The sequence below is a fragment of the Vibrio sp. 10N.286.55.E10 genome (assembly GCF_002872555.1).
Classification (GTDB): Bacteria; Pseudomonadota; Gammaproteobacteria; order Enterobacterales; family Vibrionaceae; genus Vibrio; species Vibrio crassostreae.
The window spans coordinates 138872-157909 of record NZ_MCSD01000059.1; the positions used below are offsets into that span (position 1 = coordinate 138872).

Below are 19038 nucleotides of genomic sequence, written 5' to 3' on the forward strand. Positions count from 1 at the left end.
TAGCGAGGCGATCTGAATTGATCCGTGAGAGAGATCGCACTAACTATTAACAAATCAGCGTAGGACGTAAATTGAATGACGTTTTCCACGCTAGGTCACATTTGTAACAACATATTTATCAGAAGGCAGTAAGGCATGACGACCACAAGCAGTGTTCAGGTAATTGCTCCACAGACACTCAATACCATGACGTTTCCACTTCATGGCGCGCGTTTAATTGAAGCATCGGCGGGTACGGGTAAAACATTTACCATCGCCGGCCTGTACTTACGCCTACTGCTCGGGCACGGCACGGCAGCACCACAAGGTGAGCTTACAGAAGCTACCCGACACCATGAGCCACTGACCGTAGATCAAATCCTAGTAGTGACCTTTACCGAAGCGGCAACCGCAGAGCTGCGGGATCGTATTCGTGCCCGAATCCATGATGCACGCATAGCGTTTGCTCGCGGGCAAAGTGATGACCCAGTGATTGCTCCTTTGTTGCAAGAGATCGAAGACCACGCTGGCGCTGCGAAAACACTGCTTAATGCGGAAAGGCAAATGGATGAAGCGGCTGTCTACACCATTCACGGCTTCTGTCAGCGAATGTTGACTCAAAATGCCTTTGAGTCTGGAAGCCGTTTTGATAATGAATTTGTGACCGATGAAAGTCATCTGAAAGCGCAAGTGGTTGCTGACTATTGGCGTAAGCAGTTTTACCCGCTGCCTATTCAACTGGCTGGTGAGGTTCGTAATATTTGGGGCTCACCGGCTGCGTTATTAGCAGACGTCAATCGTTATCTGACGGGTTCTCCATTGAAGCTAACCGTAGAAGCGATGTCGGGTGACTTACAAACTCTGCACAAGCAGAACCTAGACAAAGTGAAGCAACTCAAAGCGCTGTGGTGTGAGTCTGAAGCGGACTTTTTGGCTTTGATCTCAAGTTCAGATGTGAACAAGCGCAGTTACACCAAGAAGTCTCTGCCAACATGGTTAGAAGCGGTCACAGCATGGGCGCAGAGCGACACTCATGATTATCAATATCCAGACAAGTTAGAGAAGTTCTCTCAAGCCACGTTAATTGAAAAAACACCGAAAGGCACCGCGCCTCAGCATGCCGTTTTCGAAGCGATTGAGGACTTCTTAAATTCTCCAGCAGATCTAAAAGCTCCATTGCTGGCGCATGCCATTACCCATTGTCGAACTATGCTAGCCAAGGCTAAGCAACAAAAGCAGTGGTTATCGTTTGATGATTTGTTGACTCAGTTATCCGCGTCAATCGATGTCGATGAGCAATCACTGCTGGTGGAGAGAATTCGCACCTTATACCCAGTAGCGATGATCGATGAATTCCAAGATACCGATCCGCTGCAATACAGTATTTTTAGTCGAATCTACCTAGATAACCCGCAATGTGGCTTGTTTATGATCGGCGACCCGAAGCAGGCTATCTATGGCTTTCGCGGCGCAGATATCTTTACCTATATCAAAGCGAGAAACCAAGTTAGTGCTCACTACACGTTAGGCACTAACTGGCGTTCGAGTGCGGATATGGTCAGCGCGGTAAACCAAGTGTTTATGAATTCGGATAGCCCATTTATCTACGACCAAGATATTCCATTTTTGCCCGTCGCAGCCAGCCCATCGGCCGACAAACGCCAATGGGTGATGAATGGTGAAACTCAGCATGCGCTCACCTTTTGGCTGCAAGAGGCGGAAGAAAAGCCCTTACCGAAAGGCGAATACCACAAGGCAATGGCCGAGGCGACGGCGAGTCAAATTCAAACCATTCTGACTGCTTCTCAAAACCAGCAAGCCTATTTTGATAACGGTAAAAAACAACATGCCGTGAATGCAGGTGATATTGCTGTCTTGGTTCGAACCGGCAGTGAAGGGCGTCTAATTAAAAATGCATTGTCGGAACAAGGCATTGCGAGCGTGTATTTGTCTAACCGAGATAGCGTGTTCACCAGCTTGGTCGCGCAAGATATTCAACGCCTATTGCAAGCGGTGCTGACTCCTGAAAACGACCGTGCATTGCGCGCGAGTTTAGCGTCGGAGTTGTTTGCTTTGGATGCCGCATCATTGGATGAACTCAATAACGATGAAGTGGTTTGGGAAAACGTCGTTAACGAATTCCGAGAATATCGTAAGTTGTGGTTGCAACGTGGCGTATTACCAATGCTTCGCAGCGTGATCAGTAAAAGGCACCTCGCCGAACGCTTACTAGAAGAAGAAAATGGTGAGCGCTCACTCACTGATTTGATGCACATTGGCGAATTGCTGCAACAAGCTAGGCAAGAACTCGACAGCGACTATGGCTTGTTACGTTGGTTAGCAGAAGCGATATCAGATGCGCAAAATGGTTTAGGTGGCAGTGAAGACGACATTCAACGTCTTGAATCAGAGAGAAACTTGGTTCAAATCGTTACCATCCACAAATCAAAAGGCTTGGAATATGACCTCGTATTTTTGCCGTTTGTCGCGAGTTACCGTGAAGCGAGTGAAGGCAAGTTCTACGATCACGAATCAGATACCACAGTGCTTGATATTACCGGTAGCGACAGTGCTTTGGCGCAAGCCGATAAAGAGCGACTCGCGGAAGACCTGCGTTTGATTTACGTGGCGCTTACTCGTGCCGTTTATGGCTGTTTTATTGGTATGGCTCCTTTACGTAAAGGGCGTTCAACCAAAGAGCCGACCGGCGTTCACTTAAGTGCCATGGGCTACTTGGTTCAAAACGGACAAGAGCAAGGCATCGCTGAGTTACATCAAGCTCTGTCAGCGATTGAGGGTAAGAATTCAAGCGTATTGCTGTCTGAAACACCAACCGCTCACGAACAAGTTTTTGTGCAAACAGAGCAAGTGAGTGACGACTTACAGGCCAATGAACTTAAAGCTTCAATTGACCGAGCTTGGCGTATCACCAGTTATTCAGGGCTTGTAAAACAAGGCAGTCACGGCGCGAGCCATGACGCTACCATTGAGGTGTCTGGTTTCGATATTGACTCGGCTGATGAACAAGATGAGTCGGAACTGATTGAACCTGAACGTTCTATATTCACGTTCCCTCGCGGCGCTCGCCCAGGTACCTTCTTGCACACCTTGTTTGAGGATGTTGAATTTACTGAGCCAGCAACCAGTGAACATAACACGCAAGTAATCACTCACTTATTAGAGTCGGAGCAATACGAACTAGAGTGGTTACCTGTGCTTCAACAACTGGTTGATACGGTGCTGAACACCGCGTTGGATGGCAAAAATCTAAAGCTAAGTGAGAAAGACTCGACTCAACGATTAGTCGAAATGGAGTTCTTGTTGCCGATCGAAGTGTTGGCCGCATCTGAATTGAATCAAACCATTCAATATCACGATCCGTTATCGGCCAAAGCGGGTGACTTAGGCTTCCAAACCGTGCAAGGCATGTTGAAAGGCTTCATCGATTTGGTGTTCGAGCATCAAGGTAAATACTATGTGCTCGACTGGAAATCGAACCATTTAGGTGATGACGTTGCCGTCTACCATGGTGAGGCATTGAAATCGGCGATGGCCGACCACCGTTACGATCTGCAATATCAAATCTACGCGTTGGCTCTGCACCGTTTCTTACGCAGCCGCGTTGCAGATTACAGTTATGAACAACATTTTGGTGGGGTTTATTACTTGTTTTTAAGAGGAATGGACGGCCAATCTCAACAAGGTATTTTCTCGGCTAAACCTACATTGGCTTTGCTCGATGAAATGGATCAATTGATTGACGGTAAAGTGATAGACAGACGTTCAGCACAATTGAATGACAATGAAACTGGACAGATGGGGCTTCTATAATGACAACAACGACCACTAATACCAGCATAGAAGCTGCGAACACAGTTAAGCCAGTTTCACTTATCCCTGAGCAGCTCATGGATGTATTAAAGTTCCTAGCGGACAAAGGTTCGATTCGTCAGTTGGATTATCAGTTTGCCCGTTTTATTGCTCAGCAAGCCACGAGTTACTCTCAAGAAATCGGCTTTCTCGCGGGGGTAGTGAGTCATGAATTAGGCAAAGGGCACATTTGTTCTCAGCTTATACAGCAGCATACGATAGGCCCTGCACAAACGGCAGATCTAGCCCAGTTACTTGGGTTGTATGGTGAAACGGCGCTGCAATTGAATCAAAAGCTGTTAGGTATTGATTGGTTGGCGGTACTTCAATCGTCCAATTTAGTTGGAGCAACCAATGACTGTGTTAAGCCGCTGATGTTTGATGGACAGCGTGTCTACTTACAGCGTTACTGGAACTACGAGGTTGTACTGGCTGACACCTTAAACCGTTTAAGTAAGCCTGTAGAGTTCAATATTGAACAGAAAAAGGCGCTGACGGAAACACTCAATCAGCTCTTTGCACGCAGCTATCACTTCCTGTTTAACGCCTTAGCCAAGGCTGAAGCAAGCCAACAAACGTCTCAGGTGTTACGCCAACAATTGGTGTGTGATCATCTTGATATTGTGAATGAGCAGGCTCTAGATTGGGGAGCAATCGACCAAGCGATTATCCAAGCCAAGCAGGTAACAGACTTAGATGTCCTAGATAGCTTGGTACCGTTATCGGCATGTTTGAATTGGCAAAAAGTGGCGGCAGCGGTGGCGCTGAGTCGTCGCTTTGCGGTGATTTCCGGTGGGCCGGGTACTGGTAAAACGACCACAGTAACCAAGTTATTGTCGGCGATGGTCGAGCAATCATTAAGCCAAGGAAAAACACCTACGATTAAGCTAGTGGCACCAACGGGTAAAGCGGCGGCGCGTTTAACTGAGTCGATTGGTAAAGCGATTGAACAGTTGCCATTAGCGCCTGAAGTGAAAGCCAACATACCAACTGAATCGAGTACCTTACACAGATTACTCGGCGCGATTCCTAACCGTGCTGAATTTAGACATAACCGACGCAATCCACTCCACCTTGATATCTTGGTGGTGGATGAGGCCTCTATGGTTGATTTATCGATGATGTATAAGCTGGTGGATGCACTTCCTGAACACGCAAGGCTTATCTTGTTGGGTGATAAAGACCAACTCGCTTCTGTTGAGGCGGGCGCGGTGTTAGGTGATATCTGCTCATTTAATTCAACAGGCTATAGCACAGTGCAAGGCAACTTGATTGCGGAGATGACAGGCTTTGATGCGATAGCCAATACACAACAAGCAAAAGCGGGAGCCGTTAATCCTCCGGAGATTGCAGATAGCTTGTGTATGCTGCAGAAGAGTTATCGTTTCGATGCACGTTCAGGTATCGGGCAGTTAGCAAAAGCAATCAATAACGGCTCTGCGAATCAAGTAGACCAAGTGTTTGCCAAAGGGTTTGGCGATATTGAAAATCATCCTCTATCGAGTGACAGCTACAACTTGATGCTACGTACTTTGGTTCATGAGTATGGTGCGTACCTCAATAGAATGAACGTGCCGTTGGAAGAATTAGAAACTCAAGAATCGAGAGCCAAATTGGTACTCGATTTGTTTAGCCAATGCCGACTGTTGTGCTCTATTCGTGAAGGTGATTTTGGTGTTAAAGGTCTCAACCATCGTATTGAAAGAGCGCTTGCCGCAAGACGTTTAGTGAATCCACACAACGATGAATTGTGGTATCACGGGCGACCTGTGATGGTAACGCGTAACGATCATGGCTTGGGTTTATACAATGGTGATATTGGTATCTGCATGCTTGAATCGGATTCAAGCCAACCTGATTCATCACCTCGCTTGAAGGTCTATTTTGAGTTGCCTGATGGTAGCGTAAAAGCGGTGTTACCAAGCCGAGTGCCGGATCATGAAACCGCTTATGCGATGACGATACATAAATCTCAGGGTAGTGAATTTGATCTGACCTTAATGATCTTGCCGCCGGATTTCAGCCCTATTTTAACGCGAGAGCTTATCTACACAGGTATTACGCGAGCGAAGAAGCAACTGATGATGTTCAGTGATACTAATGTATTAAAGCGTGGGATTAAGGTGAAAACAGAGCGAGTGAGTGGTTTAGGAAGCCGCTTAACTAGCTAAAGGTGATTGAGGTACATGTACAAAGCAACCATCCCTGGTTGCTTTGAGCGTGCTAGGAATCAGTGCCTAAAAACGCTCGAGTAAACGATATGTGGTTTATCTTGTATTTTGCTTGGCAATTCAAAATAAACTCTTTTAGATTCTCGCTCACAGGGAACACGCAGTGTACGTCTAGCCCTTCTAAGAATTGGTTATCAGCCATATCCCAAAAACTTTGCAGCGAGTTACAAACAATGGTTCTCATATCAATGTTGCTCTTTTTGCTGTTTATATTAACGAGCAGAGCTAATGTTAGCGTGCTGACCGTCAACGGGTATAGCAATCCGTGCAGTGACCACCTCAATGCATGTGATATGACAACCGAGATGGTAATTCCAATAAAAACATTTGTTATTTTGTTAAAGCGACTAAATTCTATACAATTTTGCGTGTGAGTTAAAGTGCATAGTTAATAAATCTCATATAGAAAACGATTACGTTTGCAATTATTTTTATTTTGAAGTGAGATTCCGCTCCAAAAACTTTATTTATACGTTGAGCGCCAGGATCTTTGAGTTTCTCTGATAGTTGTATAGCCCTTGTTTTTCCATCGGTAACTCATCAACTGCTATCTCGTAAAAACCTTGTTCACGAAACCAATGAAGGCTGTGTGTCGTTAGGACAAATATTTGGTCGATATCGCGAGATTTTGATTGGTGGCGCATGTAATCCAGCAGTAATTGCCCACGATTTCCATCACGATAATCAGGGTGGATTGCAACACACGCCATCTCTGCCATGTGATCTTCCGGGTAGGCGTATAGCGCCGCGCAACCAATGATCAGTCCGTCTTTTTCGATAATGGTAAAGCGGTGGATCTCCTGCTCTAATTGCTCTCTTGAACGACGAACCAAGATGCCTTGTTCTTCTAAAGGACGAATGAGATCAAATATGCCACCAATATCGTCAATCTGAGCTTGTCTTACTTGCTCTGCACTCGCCATGACCACTTGGGTGCCAATACCATCAAAAGAGAACAGCTCTTGGATTAATGCGCCGTCGACTTTGTAGCTGATTAGATGGCAACGAGGTACGCCTGCACGACAAGCGGAAATTGCTCCTTTTAGGAAGCGCATGGTCCCGGTACTCATGTCTTCAACTGGATTATGATCTTCAGTTAAGCGTTCGAGAATATGTTTAGCATCTTTAGGAAACAGCTCGGCGAGTACATTGCCGTTTTGATCTGTTACCCCTTGCTCAGAGCAAAAGCCAATAAGCTTATCGGCTTTTAAACGAATCGCCACTTGGGTAGCGACTTCTTCAGAGAGTAGGTTAAAGCTTTCGCCAGTCACGGAGCTCGCAATAGGGCCAAGTAACACGATAGAACCTTGATCGAGCGTTCGATTAATCCCTTCAATATCGATTCGACGAATACGTCCGCTATGGCAATAGTCGGTGCCATCATCCACACCCAGTGGCTGTGCTGTGATGAAGTTGCCACTCATCACATTGAGTTGAGTGCCTGCCATAGGGGTGTTGTTCAAGCTCATTGAAAGGCGAGCAGTTATGGCTAGTTGTAGCTGGCCAGCTGCCTGCATAGCAACACCCAGAGAGTATTCATCCGTGACTCTAATATTCTTGTGATAAGGCGTATGGCAATCTTGTTTTTCTAGCAGTTGGTTGATCTGTGGCCTTGCCCCGTGAACGAGAACAATCTTCACGCCAAGGCTATGGAGTAGGGCAATGTCGCTAATAATGTTACCAAAGTTTCTATCGGCAACAGCTTCGCCTCCCAGCATAATGACCATGGTTTTGCCACGGTGAGCATTCACGTAAGGGGTTGATTGTCTGAAACCTTTTACTAGCGCTGTACTTCTTAATTTCACAGAACAAGTCCATTTATGTTTATTTATTCGTTAATTTAGCATTTAAATTCAAATGTAAACAACACCTTTTTGGAATAAAGCGCAAACTATTCTTATCTAGACTTCAATATATAAACTGTCTCAGTGTAGAATGCGCATAGCATCCTTATGAGTCGTAAACGAATGCAGCAAGTTCCAGCTACAAAGAACAAAATCGATGAGATAACCAAAGGCCTCTACAGTGAAGCAGATCAGCGCAATCAATCTAAGTTGAAGCGTAAGATCATTGAGCGCTGCTTAATGGTTTTAGCCTTGGTGGGTTCATTTGCTGTGGTTTCTTTATTCGGTGATGTGCTTTCCCGAGTGCAAGATGCGGCGACGCCTGATCATCTAATATATGGTACTTGGATAGAGCAGGATGTTGCACATTATGCGACAGATGAGTTTGTACTGAATGCTAATGGTGTGTCAGTTCGTGGGTCTGTTATCTCGACGAACTTTGACTTTGATGGCCACTACTTCGAATATAAGGCCGGTGAAAAGACCTATCGCTACCGCATGACTAATTCTGACAATACAGAAATGGTGCTCGATTCTGACAGCCACTATAACCCTATCTTCCGCCTTAAAGGTCACATCGATAACTCCGTCCGGTAGGTTATCTTATTGTAAACTCTTACAATCTAAGATTGTGTTATCTGACTGTTTTTGTCATCCTCGATGCATAGAATTTTTAGGATGACTCTTGTGATTAAAAAATGGCTTCCCCTTGTTGCCGCCTCTTTACTATTTGGCTGTGCTCAACCCACCGATCTTGCTCAACAACATCTTGATGATGAATTTCCTCGCACCTTAAATAAGGTCGATCAGGTTGAATCCAATAAGCCAAGAGACTACACCGCATTCGCTGAACAAGCTGAGATGGTGGTATCTAAATCTCCTTCGATGGCGAAAATCTATGAGCCGCTTTATCAGCAACTCAATGAGTGGGCGCTGCAAAGCGGTGATCCAAGCCAACTAGCAAACTTTGGCGTTCAGACTGCTCAACTGGGTGGTGGCGATAAGCAAGGCAATGTTTTGTTCACGGGCTACTTCTCTCCTGTGATGGAATTACGCCATGAAGCCAATGAAGAATATCGATTCCCTGTTTATGGGCTTCCTGACTGCGATAAAGAGTGCCCAACCCGTGAAGAGATTTACAATGGCGCTTTAGACGGTCAAGGGCTTGAGCTTGGCTACGCTGCGAACCGTATCGACCCGTTTATGATGGAAGTGCAGGGCAGTGGCTTTGTGCATTTCGGAGATGATGATACGCTGCAGTATTTCGCATACGCAGGTAAGAACAATAAAGCTTATGTGAGCATTGGCCGTGTTTTGATTGAGCGAGGCTTAGTTCCACGCGAAAAAATGTCACTAAAAGCAATCAAAGAGTGGGTATTGGCAAACGACCCTGAAGTGGTCAAAGAGTTGCTTGAGCAAAATCCATCTTTCGTGTTTTTTGAAGCGAGAGACGACTTGTCAGTAATGGGTAGTGCTGGGATTCCTCTATTGCCAATGGCTGCAGTAGCTGGCGATCGCTCTATCTTGCCTATGGGAACTCCAATTCTGGCTGAGGTTCCTTTATTGAATGCGGATGGTACTTGGAGCGGTGCACACCAATTAAGACTGTTACTGGTTTTGGATACGGGCGGCGCGGTTAAGCAAAACCATTTGGACCTTTACCACGGCATGGGCCCTCGAGCGGGTACTGAAGCGGGTCATTACAAGCATTTTGGTCGTGTGTGGAAGCTCGGCTTAGATGGTAGCGCAACTGAAGCGCCTTGGGCTTTGCCTCCTGAAAAGGTAGAGTAAGCGACAATAAAATGGGGCATTGAAAGCGAATCGCTAATCCCCTAGACTTTTTATTCAAGAGTGCGTATAAAACGCACTCTTTTCTTTTTCTCAGAAATAAATTGGCGGCAACAATGCGTGAATTGACCACTCCAGCTTCAGAAAACTATGACCAACGATTTGGTGGCACTCGTCGCCTGTATGGCAATAGTGAAGTCGACATACTTAGAGGAGCACATGTGTGTGTGATCGGTATTGGTGGTGTAGGTTCATGGGCGGTTGAAGCGCTTGCTCGTACCGGTTTAGGTGAGCTGACGTTGATCGATATGGATGACGTGTGTGTAACTAACATTAACCGCCAGATTCATGCTATGTCGGGTACCGTTGGTAAGAGCAAAATCGAAGTGATGGCAGAGCGCGTCAAGCTGATTAATCCTGAGTGTAAGGTTAACCTGATTGATGACTTTATCGGCCCAGACAATCAGGCTGAATACCTATCGAAAGAATTCGACTTTGTGTTAGATGCTATTGATAGCATGAAAGCGAAGGCTTCACTGCTGGCGTACTGTCGTAGCAACAAAATCAAGGTGATCACTACCGGTGGCGCTGGTGGTCAAATCGATCCGACTCAAATCAAAGTGGCCGATTTGACCAAGACGATTCAAGATCCGCTAGCGAAGAAGCTAAAAGATACCCTTCGTCGTCATCATAATTTCCCTAAGAATCCAGCGCGTAAGTTTGGTATCGATTGTGTGTTCTCAACTGAACAGCTGAAATACCCTCAAGCTGACGGCAGTGTATGCGCTGCGAAAGCGACCGCAGAAGGTCCAAAGCGCATGGATTGTGCGACGGGTTTTGGTGCGGCAACGGTGGTAACTGCTACGTTTGGTTTTGTGGCTGTTTCACGTATTGTAGAAAAGCTGATTCAAAAGCACGCTAAGTAACGTCTTCTACTCAATTAACAATCGACTGGATATGAAAATGACCACCTTCCCAAGCTCTCCTTTCGGCACTGAAATTACCAGTGATGATATTGTCGCGAAAATGCAGACATTCAGCGGCTGGGAAGACCGTTATCGCCAAGTGATTCAATGGGGAAAAAAACTACCTAACATGCCTGATGAACTGAAAAGTGAGCAGGTTGTAGTGTCTGGTTGTGAAAGCCAAGTGTGGTTAGTTTCTCAGAATATCGATGGTGTTTGGCACTTTTGTGCTGATTCTGATGCTCGTATCGTTCGCGGGCTAATCGCATTAGTGATGGCTGCGTATGATGGAAAAACATCAGAGCAGGTACAAGCATTCGATATTGATGGCTACTTCGAAAAAATCGGTCTAATCACCCATCTAAGCCCATCTCGCGGTAATGGATTAAAAGCGATTGTTGAGCAAATCAAGAACCTCGCTAGCTCGTAATTGTCCCACACCTTTTCATCGTAGTGCTTTAAAGAGGTTCCAGATACTTCGTTCCTCAGTTCTGGAATGACGATTTCTAATTGTGTTTCGTCATTCCCTAAAGCGACGAAGGAGCGTAATAGGGAATCTCGTTTTTGGATAGCATTACTGTTAGTGGTTCCAAATACTTCGTTCCTCAATTCTGGAATGACGATCTCTAACTTAGTCTCGCAACACCCTAAAGCATATCAACGGCTTTTTCTATCGCCGCTACGAGCCTTTCAACATCATCCATGTTGTTGTAAATGCCAAATGAAATACGAACCGTTCCTTTCACATTAAGAGCATCCATCAATGGGTGAGCACAATGATGCCCTGCACGTACTGCGATACCTTGCTGATCCAGTAGAGTCGCTATATCTTGATGGTGAACGCCATCCATTACAAACGTAATCACACTGGCGTTGGGTTGATAGCCCAAAATCTGAATGTCATCCAGTTTACTGAGCGCAAGGTAAGTCTCGTGCTGTAGCTGGTGGATATGATTTTCGACATCTTGCTGTGTAAAACCACTTAACCATTCTATTGCAGTACTTAATGCTATCGCTCCGGCAACATTTGGCGTGCCTGCTTCAAACTTGCCCGGTAATTCTGAAAAAGTGGTACCAGAAAATGATACTCGCTCAACCATTTTACCTCCACCGTGCCATGGTGGCATCGCTTCGAGCAATTCAAGCTTGCCGTAAAGTACACCAATGCCGGCGGGAGCATAGAGCTTGTGCCCAGAGAATACGTAGAAATCAGCGCCTAAAGCTGCAACATCAATTGATTCATGAACGATACCTTGTGCGCCATCAACCACCACAACCGCATTCATCTTGTGAGCTTTTTCGATGACTTGTTCAATTGGCTGACGAGAACCTGTGACATTGGTGATCTGAGCTAAGGCAACAATCTTGGTCTTATCATTAAGAAGATGATCAAAAGCTTGTAGATCAAATTCGCAATCAGATGTCATTGGCACTTTAACTACTTTAGCGCCGGTTTGTTCTGCAACAATTTGCCAAGGCACTATGTTGGCGTGATGTTCCATTTCACTCACTAAGATCTCATCGCCAGGTTGAAGGGTACTTCTTGCGTAAGTTTGAGAAATTAAATTGAGTGCTTCGGTGGCACCACGAGTCCAGATGATCTCTTTTGATGAGGCTGCGCCAATGAACTGAGCGACCTTATCTCTAGCAGCTTCAAACTGACTGGTCGCGTTCGCTGTTAAGCTATGACTACCACGGTGAACATTGGCATTTTGTTTGGAGTAATATTGGCTAATGGCATCAATAACTACCTGAGGTTTTTGTGTTGTTGCCGCGCTGTCTAAGTAAATCAATAGTTGTTGATTGATGGTTTGTGATAGCGCAGGAAACTGCTCTCGGATGTGATTGATATCAAACATCTATTCTTACCTAAAATCTTGGAAATTGGTGCTAGCGTTGTGCTTAGCGGTATTGTTATTTTATCGCGACTTGTTAACCGTTGCTGACTAATCTTGATGATTCCAGCTATTTTCTTGCTTTTTGACCTGATCGAACAGCTTTTGGTTAACGGGAACTTTTATCTGATGCTTAAGTGCTGTTTTTATTAGGTGACCAGTGATGAAGTCGATCTCTGTCTTGCGTTGGTAAAACATATCCTGCTTCATGGATGAGTTGTTCTGGGCTGTGGCTTGGATTACCTGTTTGATGCTGGCTTCTAATTCGTCGAATGAACAAGCGATCTCTTCGGCTTGCATAACTTTTGTGAGCTCTTCAACGATAGAGCTTAAAGTATCCCCAAACTTTTGGTCTGCAAGTTCGCCATTCTTGACTTGTTTCAACCCAGTCAGTGGGTTGATAGCACAGTTGATGGCGAGCTTAGTCCAAAGCGCGGCTGTTATCTCTGGGTTCCAATTCACGGTCGGTAGGGCGTGTTCCAACACATCAACCAAAAAAGTGCATTGCTGACCTTTGAGGTTAAAAGCACCCAGTTGAGTTTGTCCTAACCCTTTATGACAAACATTATTCTTGTCGGGCTTGAATGCGGCTTGGGTGGTGGTTGCTAGTACTACCGGGTGAGCATTAATTTTAGTGGTAATGTTGTCAACTGCGCCCATTCCGTTATGCATGAACATGAGAATGCAATCAGAGTCGAGATATTGAAGTAACGGAGTGGTGGCTTCTTCTACTTGCCAAGCTTTGACTGTGAAGATCACTAAGTCACTCGCTGATAGCTTTTCGATATTGTTGTTACTGAAGGAAAGTGAAGCTTGTCCATCAAGTGATAAGTCAATTGAGTTATCAGTGGAGCGACTCCACAAAGAGACATTATGACCAGCTTGAAGTAGTTTTATCGCCCATAAAGAGCCAATTGCTCCAGGTCCAACAATAGTGATGTTCACAGCAATACCGAGATAAGAAAGTGATGCTGCAAGGATAGCGAGGCATTAAATGAAAGCAATAAAAAATGGCACCCGAGGGTGCCATTTTGGAAACTTTCTTAGAAGTTCGATTAGAACTTGTAAGTTACTGCTACGTAGTGACCTACGCCAGAAGATTCAGCTTGTGTAGATGCATCCCATGGAAGGTTTGCGCCATCTTTAAAGCCGTATACATCGCTGTATAGTTTCAAGCCGTAACCAACTGCAAAGCGATCTGAGTGCCAGTAAAGACCGTTAAACATCGCGCCGCCGTTGCTTACTTGAGAGTACTCATCTTGCATACCGAATTGGTAATCGATGTAACCTTGGTAAGAGATGAATGAACCGTTTTCGAAGAAGTAGAATGGCTTGAACCAGTTAGTCGAGATTTGGAAACCGTTCCAGTCTTTGTTGTTTGAGTCGTATGTACCGTAAAGGTTTAGGCCCATTTTGCCAAACCATGGAACCATTACATCAGAACCTAGACCAACTTTTTGAGTGTTAACGCCAGAGTTACCACCCCATTCCATAAGCGTAGATACGTAAAGCTCTTGAACTGGACCGAAAGAAAGATCTTTACCTGTTAGCCCGTCAAGAGACATACGAGGAGCAAACTTCATGAAGATTTTTTCTTGGCCATTTTTATCACTACCTGGATCAGAAGTTAGGTTGAATACGTCAACGTAACCGTAAAGATCAAAGATTCCAGAGCGACCACCAAATTCCATCTCTAGGTAATCATGAGTAGACTCAGTAACGCCTTTCTCATTGAATGCACCCATAAGGTTGAACTGCATCCATTTGTAATCGTTCTTATGGATGTCGCCGTCAGAATAATCAGCCGCCATTACTGGAGCAGATGCTGCTGCAAGTAGGCCAAGAGTTAAAAGTGATTTACGCATAATGGAACTCTCTATGTTAAAAATGAATAACCCGCTAATCCGTGCGTGTTTATAATGTCCGAATGCCGAGCATAATAGCGATTTTGTTCTCAAATAAAAGTGAGACAGAGTGAAAACTACAATTATTAAGGTGAGGTTGATCACACTAACGATCTAAATGATGGAACTTTAAAGTGGCAATGCATCTAGATGCACCTCTAATTCTATTGATTTTGTGAAATTTGATTATTTTGTGGATAAATAGGTGAAATACTACGCTAAGCAAACGATTCTACTAATTAGAGTGACATGCATATCAAAATCAACAGTATTCTTTTCTATGTAATTTACCCCCAGAAAACGACTAAATCTCTCCTCAGTTAGATCCACTCTTTGATCTATTTTTAACCAGCTCCGTAATGGTGGGGGAATCAATTGATGAACAACTCATGTGATGAGTAATTTGGAATGTCAGCCTTATTACTTTTCCCATCACAGATATTATTGAGACAGTTCACTGCACTAAATACTGAGAGAGTATTTAAAGATTTTTTACTGAGCTTATCTTTTGTGTGACGAACTGGTCTAACTTTTTGGAGAGAAGACCGATGAAATATTCACCATTACTAGCGGTAGCAATATCAGCGCTGTTCATTGTTGGGTGTGACGATGACGATGAACCTACTACACAACTTCAAGCCGTTCACGCATCACCTGATGCACCTTTGGCTAATGTTATCGTCAACAGTCAAGCTCGTTGGACTGGCGTCGATTATGCTCAAGCGTCTGGGTACGTGTCAGTGTCAGAAGGGCAGACTTCAGTGCAAGTTGACGTTCAGCTTCCCGGAGAGGCCGTCGCAACCGTCATACCTCAAAGCCAATTTAACCTGAGCCCAGACCTAGATTACACCGTGATGGTGGTCGGCGATGCTGATGGTTCTAATAACCCGGTTGAGGCTTTAGTTGTTACTCGTCCTGCTGCGGGCACGGCAACAAGTTCAAGTTTAGATGTGCAAGTAGTCCATGCGGCGACAGGTGTCGGCGATGTAAACTTGTATGTAACAGGTCCTAGCGATCCATTGGGTGCACCGTTGGGGACGTTGGCTTATAAAGATTTTACCGATGTGCTCAATATTCCTGCTGGTCAATATCGCGTGAGACTTGAAACAGTAACTGGTAGTGCTATCGCGTTTGATTCAGGAGAGATCACTCTGTCTGGCGGTAGCGAGCTAACGATTGCAGCTGTGCCAAGAGCTGACTCAAACAGTACATCTCCAGTTAAGTTGATGGTGATGGATGGTAGCGGTTCCTCTTTAATATACGACATGTCAGAAACTGCCGAAGTGAGAGTCGGGCATTTGGTCGATGGCGCACCAGCTGTAGATGTATTTGTTAATTCTGCTAAGTTTGCTCCTCTTGATGGTTTAATGTTTAAAGAAATTCGCGGTTTCTTAGATTTAGCAGCAGGCAGTTATGATATTGATATATACGAAACGGGAACGACGTCTCCGACATTTATTGATGTTGATGGATTAGCTGTATTTGCTGGCATGGATTACAGCATCTATGCGGTAGGGACAGTAAGTCCACTGAATTTGGAACCTTTGGTTGTTCCTGAAAACCGTCGTCCGGTTGCGACCAGTGCGGTGTTAAACATTACCCACGCCGCTGCTAACCCAATTGCGGCATCGGTGGATATCTACTTAACAGAAAATGCGGGGATCTCTGGTAGCACTCCGGCGCTGAGTGATGTGAAATTCAAAGATTATGCGAATGGCATTTATGTTGCAGCGGGAACTTATTATGTAACGATTACCGTTGCAGGTGACCCATCAACAATCGCTGTTAATTCAGCACAGGCGACCTTGGCTGATGGCGTGGTGTATCAAGTTGTGGCGATCGACGATTCGGCTGGCACAGGCTTCAACCTTATTGTGAGTGATACAACAGACTAGCGTTTACTAAATCAGTAGTGACAAAGTAAAAGAGGGTAGCGTGAAGCTACCCTCTTTCTATTCTGTCTTCTTTTTCTCTTATTCGTGGTTGGTTTTGGCTTTTTCTAGTAAATCTGTGAAAAAGTGGCGCAACGAATAGAGCATGATCAAACTTGGTATCACCATGAGAGCAGTCAATATAAAGAAGGTTGACCAGTCATTGAGGTAATCAACCAACTCACCGCTGAAGGAAGCTAGTGTGGTGCGACCGAAGTTACCTAAGGATGCGAGTAAGGCGTATTGTGTTGCCGAAAACGCTTGGCCTGTTAATAACGTTAGGAAAGAGACAAACGCAACGGTAGAAAAGGCAGTTGTGAAGTTGTCGACAATAATGGTTGCCAAGAACAAGGTTTCACTCGGGCCTGTCTGAGCGATCCACGCAAACATTAGATTACTTGCTGCCATTGCCACACCACCGATCATCAGTCCGCGTACAATGCCAAATTTCACATTGAAGACACTGCCTACCAAAGTGAAGAATATGGTTGCTCCCCAGCCAATTAACTTGGAGTAGTGACCGATCTGTTCGTTACTGAAACCTATCTCTTTATAGAAGGTGATCGACATGCGACCTAAGAAGGCTTCACCTATCTTAAATAGGAACACAAACAGCAATAGAGTAATGGCAACTTGAACGCCGTTTCTTTTGAAGAAATCATAAAACGGTTCAATTACCGTTACACTGAACCAAGCGACAAGCTTTGAGCCGACCACTTTATTGTGGCGCTGCTGTGCTTGCTCTTGTAGGGCTTCACGTTGTGTGTTTGGCTCTCCGACAAAAAGAGTAAACAGCATTAATACAACAACGACACCTGCCATGCCGTAATACACGCCATTCCAACCGATTGAGTCTGCATTAATAAAGGCAAGGTAGCCTGGTAGAGAATACCCTGTCCACCAACCAATGACGGCCATTGCAGAAGCTTGCGGCAGTTTTGATGCTTCGGATTTTGGGAAGGTATCAATACGAAATGCATCAATCGCGATATCTTGCGTGGCTGAGGCAATAGCAATAGCGAGCGCCAACATTGAGGTAAACGCCAAATTTTCTGCGGGATTGACGCCTGCGATGAATAAGGTGCCAATCAAAACAATGGTTTGGCAGAAAAAGATCCAACTGCGGCGCTGGCCGAGTATTGCGTGAAGCACCGGCAGTTTTACTCGGTCTACCAATGGTGCCCATAGAAAGTTAATCGCATAGACGGCAAACACACTACCAAAGTAGCCAATGGCTGCTCGTGTTAAACCTGCATCTTTTAACCAACCAGACATGTTGGATCCAATAAGAACCCATGGGAAGCCGCTCGAACAGCCGAGCATAAACACCCAAAGTAGGCGTTTATCTAGGTAGCTGCGAAAAGTCTGCATCCAAGAAAGAGAGGGAGTGCCTGATGACATAGGGCGTCCTTGTATAGAAAAACGCCCTTAAGAAATAAGGGCGTTGCATTGGATTACTTAAGAAGGGTCACTTTAGTGATGACGATTGGGTCGACTGGAATGTCTGACATGCGGCCCATTCGTTTAGTTGGAATTGTTGCCATTTTTTGTACAACATCAAAACCTTCAGTTACTTTGCCGAATACTGCGTAACCTGGGTTACCACCTTTTGCGTTCAAAAAATCATTATCAGAGAAGTTAATGAAGAACTGGCGAGTTGCAGAATCTGGCGCATTAGTGCGAGCCATAGCGATCGTTGCTGTATCATTCTTTAGGCCGTTGCTGCCTTCATTTTTGATAGGAGCATAAGTCGCTTGTTGATTCATCTCTTGATCGAAGCCGCCACCTTGCGCCATAAAGCCAGGAATAACACGGTGGAAGATAGTACCTTCGTAGCTGCCGTCAGCAACGTACTTTAAAAAGTTCTCAGCACTAACTGGTGCTTGCTCTTGGTTAAGCTCGATAGTGAAGTCGCCTAATGTTGTTTCTACGTTCACTTTAGGACCAGCCCAAACGCTCACGCTCACGCTCACTAGCATTAATGCAATAAAAGATAGAATGCGACCCATTAGAAACGTTCCTTCATGTAAGTTTGTAGCTCTTGGTCATTGGCAATCTCTTTCAATACCAAGTTGATTACATCGTTAAGCACTATCGCGATATCATCGTTTGAAGCGCTTAATGCTCCTGTGCGAGTAGCAGTACCGTTGAATGTTTTAACGAGCTTACCTTCCGGTGTTTCAACGGTAACTTCAAGCGTTACTTTACCGTCCATTTTGTTTTCCATAATGGTGTGTTCTACGGTAACGAGTGCTTCTTGAATTTCTAAAACAATTGAGTTTTCACTGTTTACGCTTGCACGAAAACCTTGAGACTCTAACTGTTGAGCCACAGCGTTTTCTAGAGAAATACGCATGTTTTGCTTAGCATGAATTGGCTGAATGTTTGAACGGCCACTATCAACCAATGCAACATATTGAGCGGCACGAACATCTTTACTGGTTAGTGTGTATGTTTTACCTTGTACAAGGTTGCTTGAGCTTAGTGAAGCTTCTGGCATTACATTGATCTGTTCTTGCTGAGGGGCTGAACATGCTGTCAAAGCCATAATAGAAGCAGCCAAAATCAGTTTTTTCATTCCTTTATCCTTTCTAAATTCACACCAGAAGCTCGGTATCTTAAATTCTTGTG

General features: G+C 44.9%; 15 protein-coding genes. 7 read left to right on the plus strand and 8 right to left on the minus strand.

The genetic code is table 11. The annotated features are described in order from the left end of the window. Positions 1–135: 135 nt before the first annotated feature. Both recB and recD read left to right on the plus strand, forming a co-directional pair. Positions 136–3810 carry an exodeoxyribonuclease V subunit beta gene (gene recB / locus BCV39_RS20905; RefSeq protein WP_102432261.1) on the plus strand — a complete coding sequence of 1225 codons (3675 nt, stop codon included), beginning with the start codon at positions 136–138 and terminating at the stop codon, positions 3808–3810. After that, entirely contained in the window at positions 3810–6020 is a 2211-nt protein-coding gene (gene recD, locus BCV39_RS20910) for an exodeoxyribonuclease V subunit alpha (RefSeq protein ID WP_102432262.1), read from the plus strand. The genes recB and recD overlap by 1 nt, the downstream gene beginning before the upstream one ends. Before the next feature lie 52 nt (positions 6021–6072). Here the strand turns inward: recD and BCV39_RS20915 are convergent, their stop codons facing one another. Both BCV39_RS20915 and argA read right to left on the minus strand, forming a co-directional pair. Further along, positions 6073–6264 (minus strand): hypothetical protein, encoded by a 192-nt coding sequence (locus BCV39_RS20915; RefSeq protein WP_008223046.1) that lies wholly within the window; start codon positions 6262–6264, stop codon positions 6073–6075. A 283-nt stretch (positions 6265–6547) separates the two neighbouring features. Next, positions 6548–7885, minus strand: coding sequence for an amino-acid N-acetyltransferase (gene argA, locus BCV39_RS20925; protein WP_102432263.1), 1338 nt, complete (start codon positions 7883–7885; stop codon positions 6548–6550). 162 nt (positions 7886–8047) lie between these two features. On the opposite strand from argA, the gene BCV39_RS20930 reads away from it, so the two are divergent. The 4 genes from BCV39_RS20930 (at position 8048) to csdE (ending at position 11107) form a co-directional block, all read left to right on the plus strand. Further along, positions 8048–8521: a DUF2850 domain-containing protein gene (locus BCV39_RS20930; protein ID WP_048657893.1), complete on the plus strand. Its 474-nt coding sequence runs from the start codon at positions 8048–8050 to the stop codon at positions 8519–8521. Between the two features lie 81 nt (positions 8522–8602). Beyond that, positions 8603–9715, plus strand: coding sequence for a murein transglycosylase A (gene mltA, locus BCV39_RS20935; protein ID WP_048657894.1), 1113 nt, complete (start codon positions 8603–8605; stop codon positions 9713–9715). A gap of 113 nt (positions 9716–9828) precedes the next feature. Then, positions 9829–10638, plus strand: coding sequence for a tRNA cyclic N6-threonylcarbamoyladenosine(37) synthase TcdA (tcdA, locus tag BCV39_RS20940; RefSeq protein WP_048657895.1), 810 nt, complete (start codon positions 9829–9831; stop codon positions 10636–10638). A gap of 37 nt (positions 10639–10675) precedes the next feature. Further along, on the plus strand, positions 10676–11107 hold the full coding sequence (gene csdE / locus BCV39_RS20945) for a cysteine desulfurase sulfur acceptor subunit CsdE (protein WP_102432264.1): 432 nt from the start codon (positions 10676–10678) through the stop codon (positions 11105–11107). Between the two features lie 217 nt (positions 11108–11324). Here the strand turns inward: csdE and csdA are convergent, their stop codons facing one another. The 3 genes from csdA to BCV39_RS20960 form a co-directional block, all read right to left on the minus strand. Next, positions 11325–12536, minus strand: a complete 1212-nt coding sequence (gene csdA, locus BCV39_RS20950) for a cysteine desulfurase CsdA (protein ID WP_102432265.1) — start codon at positions 12534–12536, stop codon at positions 11325–11327. Positions 12537–12623: 87 nt separating this feature from the next. Beyond that, positions 12624–13517 (minus strand): 2-dehydropantoate 2-reductase, encoded by an 894-nt coding sequence (panE, locus tag BCV39_RS20955; RefSeq protein ID WP_102432266.1) that lies wholly within the window; start codon positions 13515–13517, stop codon positions 12624–12626. A 110-nt stretch (positions 13518–13627) separates the two neighbouring features. Further along, positions 13628–14437 (minus strand): outer membrane protein OmpK, encoded by an 810-nt coding sequence (locus tag BCV39_RS20960; protein WP_048657899.1) that lies wholly within the window; start codon positions 14435–14437, stop codon positions 13628–13630. 587 nt (positions 14438–15024) lie between these two features. Here BCV39_RS20960 and BCV39_RS20965 point away from each other — a divergent pair. Then, positions 15025–16371, plus strand: a complete 1347-nt coding sequence (locus tag BCV39_RS20965; protein ID WP_102432267.1) for a DUF4397 domain-containing protein — start codon at positions 15025–15027, stop codon at positions 16369–16371. Between the two features lie 78 nt (positions 16372–16449). On the opposite strand, the gene BCV39_RS20970 is transcribed toward BCV39_RS20965, so the two are convergent. Genes BCV39_RS20970 through BCV39_RS20980 form a run of 3 tightly spaced genes read right to left on the minus strand, consistent with a single transcriptional unit; the run spans position 16450 to position 18985 of the window. Next, positions 16450–17808 carry an MFS transporter gene (locus BCV39_RS20970; protein ID WP_048657901.1) on the minus strand — a complete coding sequence of 453 codons (1359 nt, stop codon included), beginning with the start codon at positions 17806–17808 and terminating at the stop codon, positions 16450–16452. Positions 17809–17861: 53 nt separating this feature from the next. Next, entirely contained in the window at positions 17862–18416 is a 555-nt protein-coding gene (locus BCV39_RS20975) for a peptidylprolyl isomerase (RefSeq protein WP_102432268.1), read from the minus strand. After that, entirely contained in the window at positions 18416–18985 is a 570-nt protein-coding gene (locus tag BCV39_RS20980) for a YajG family lipoprotein (RefSeq protein WP_102432269.1), read from the minus strand. The genes BCV39_RS20975 and BCV39_RS20980 overlap by 1 nt, the downstream gene beginning before the upstream one ends. Positions 18986–19038 lie beyond the last annotated feature (53 nt).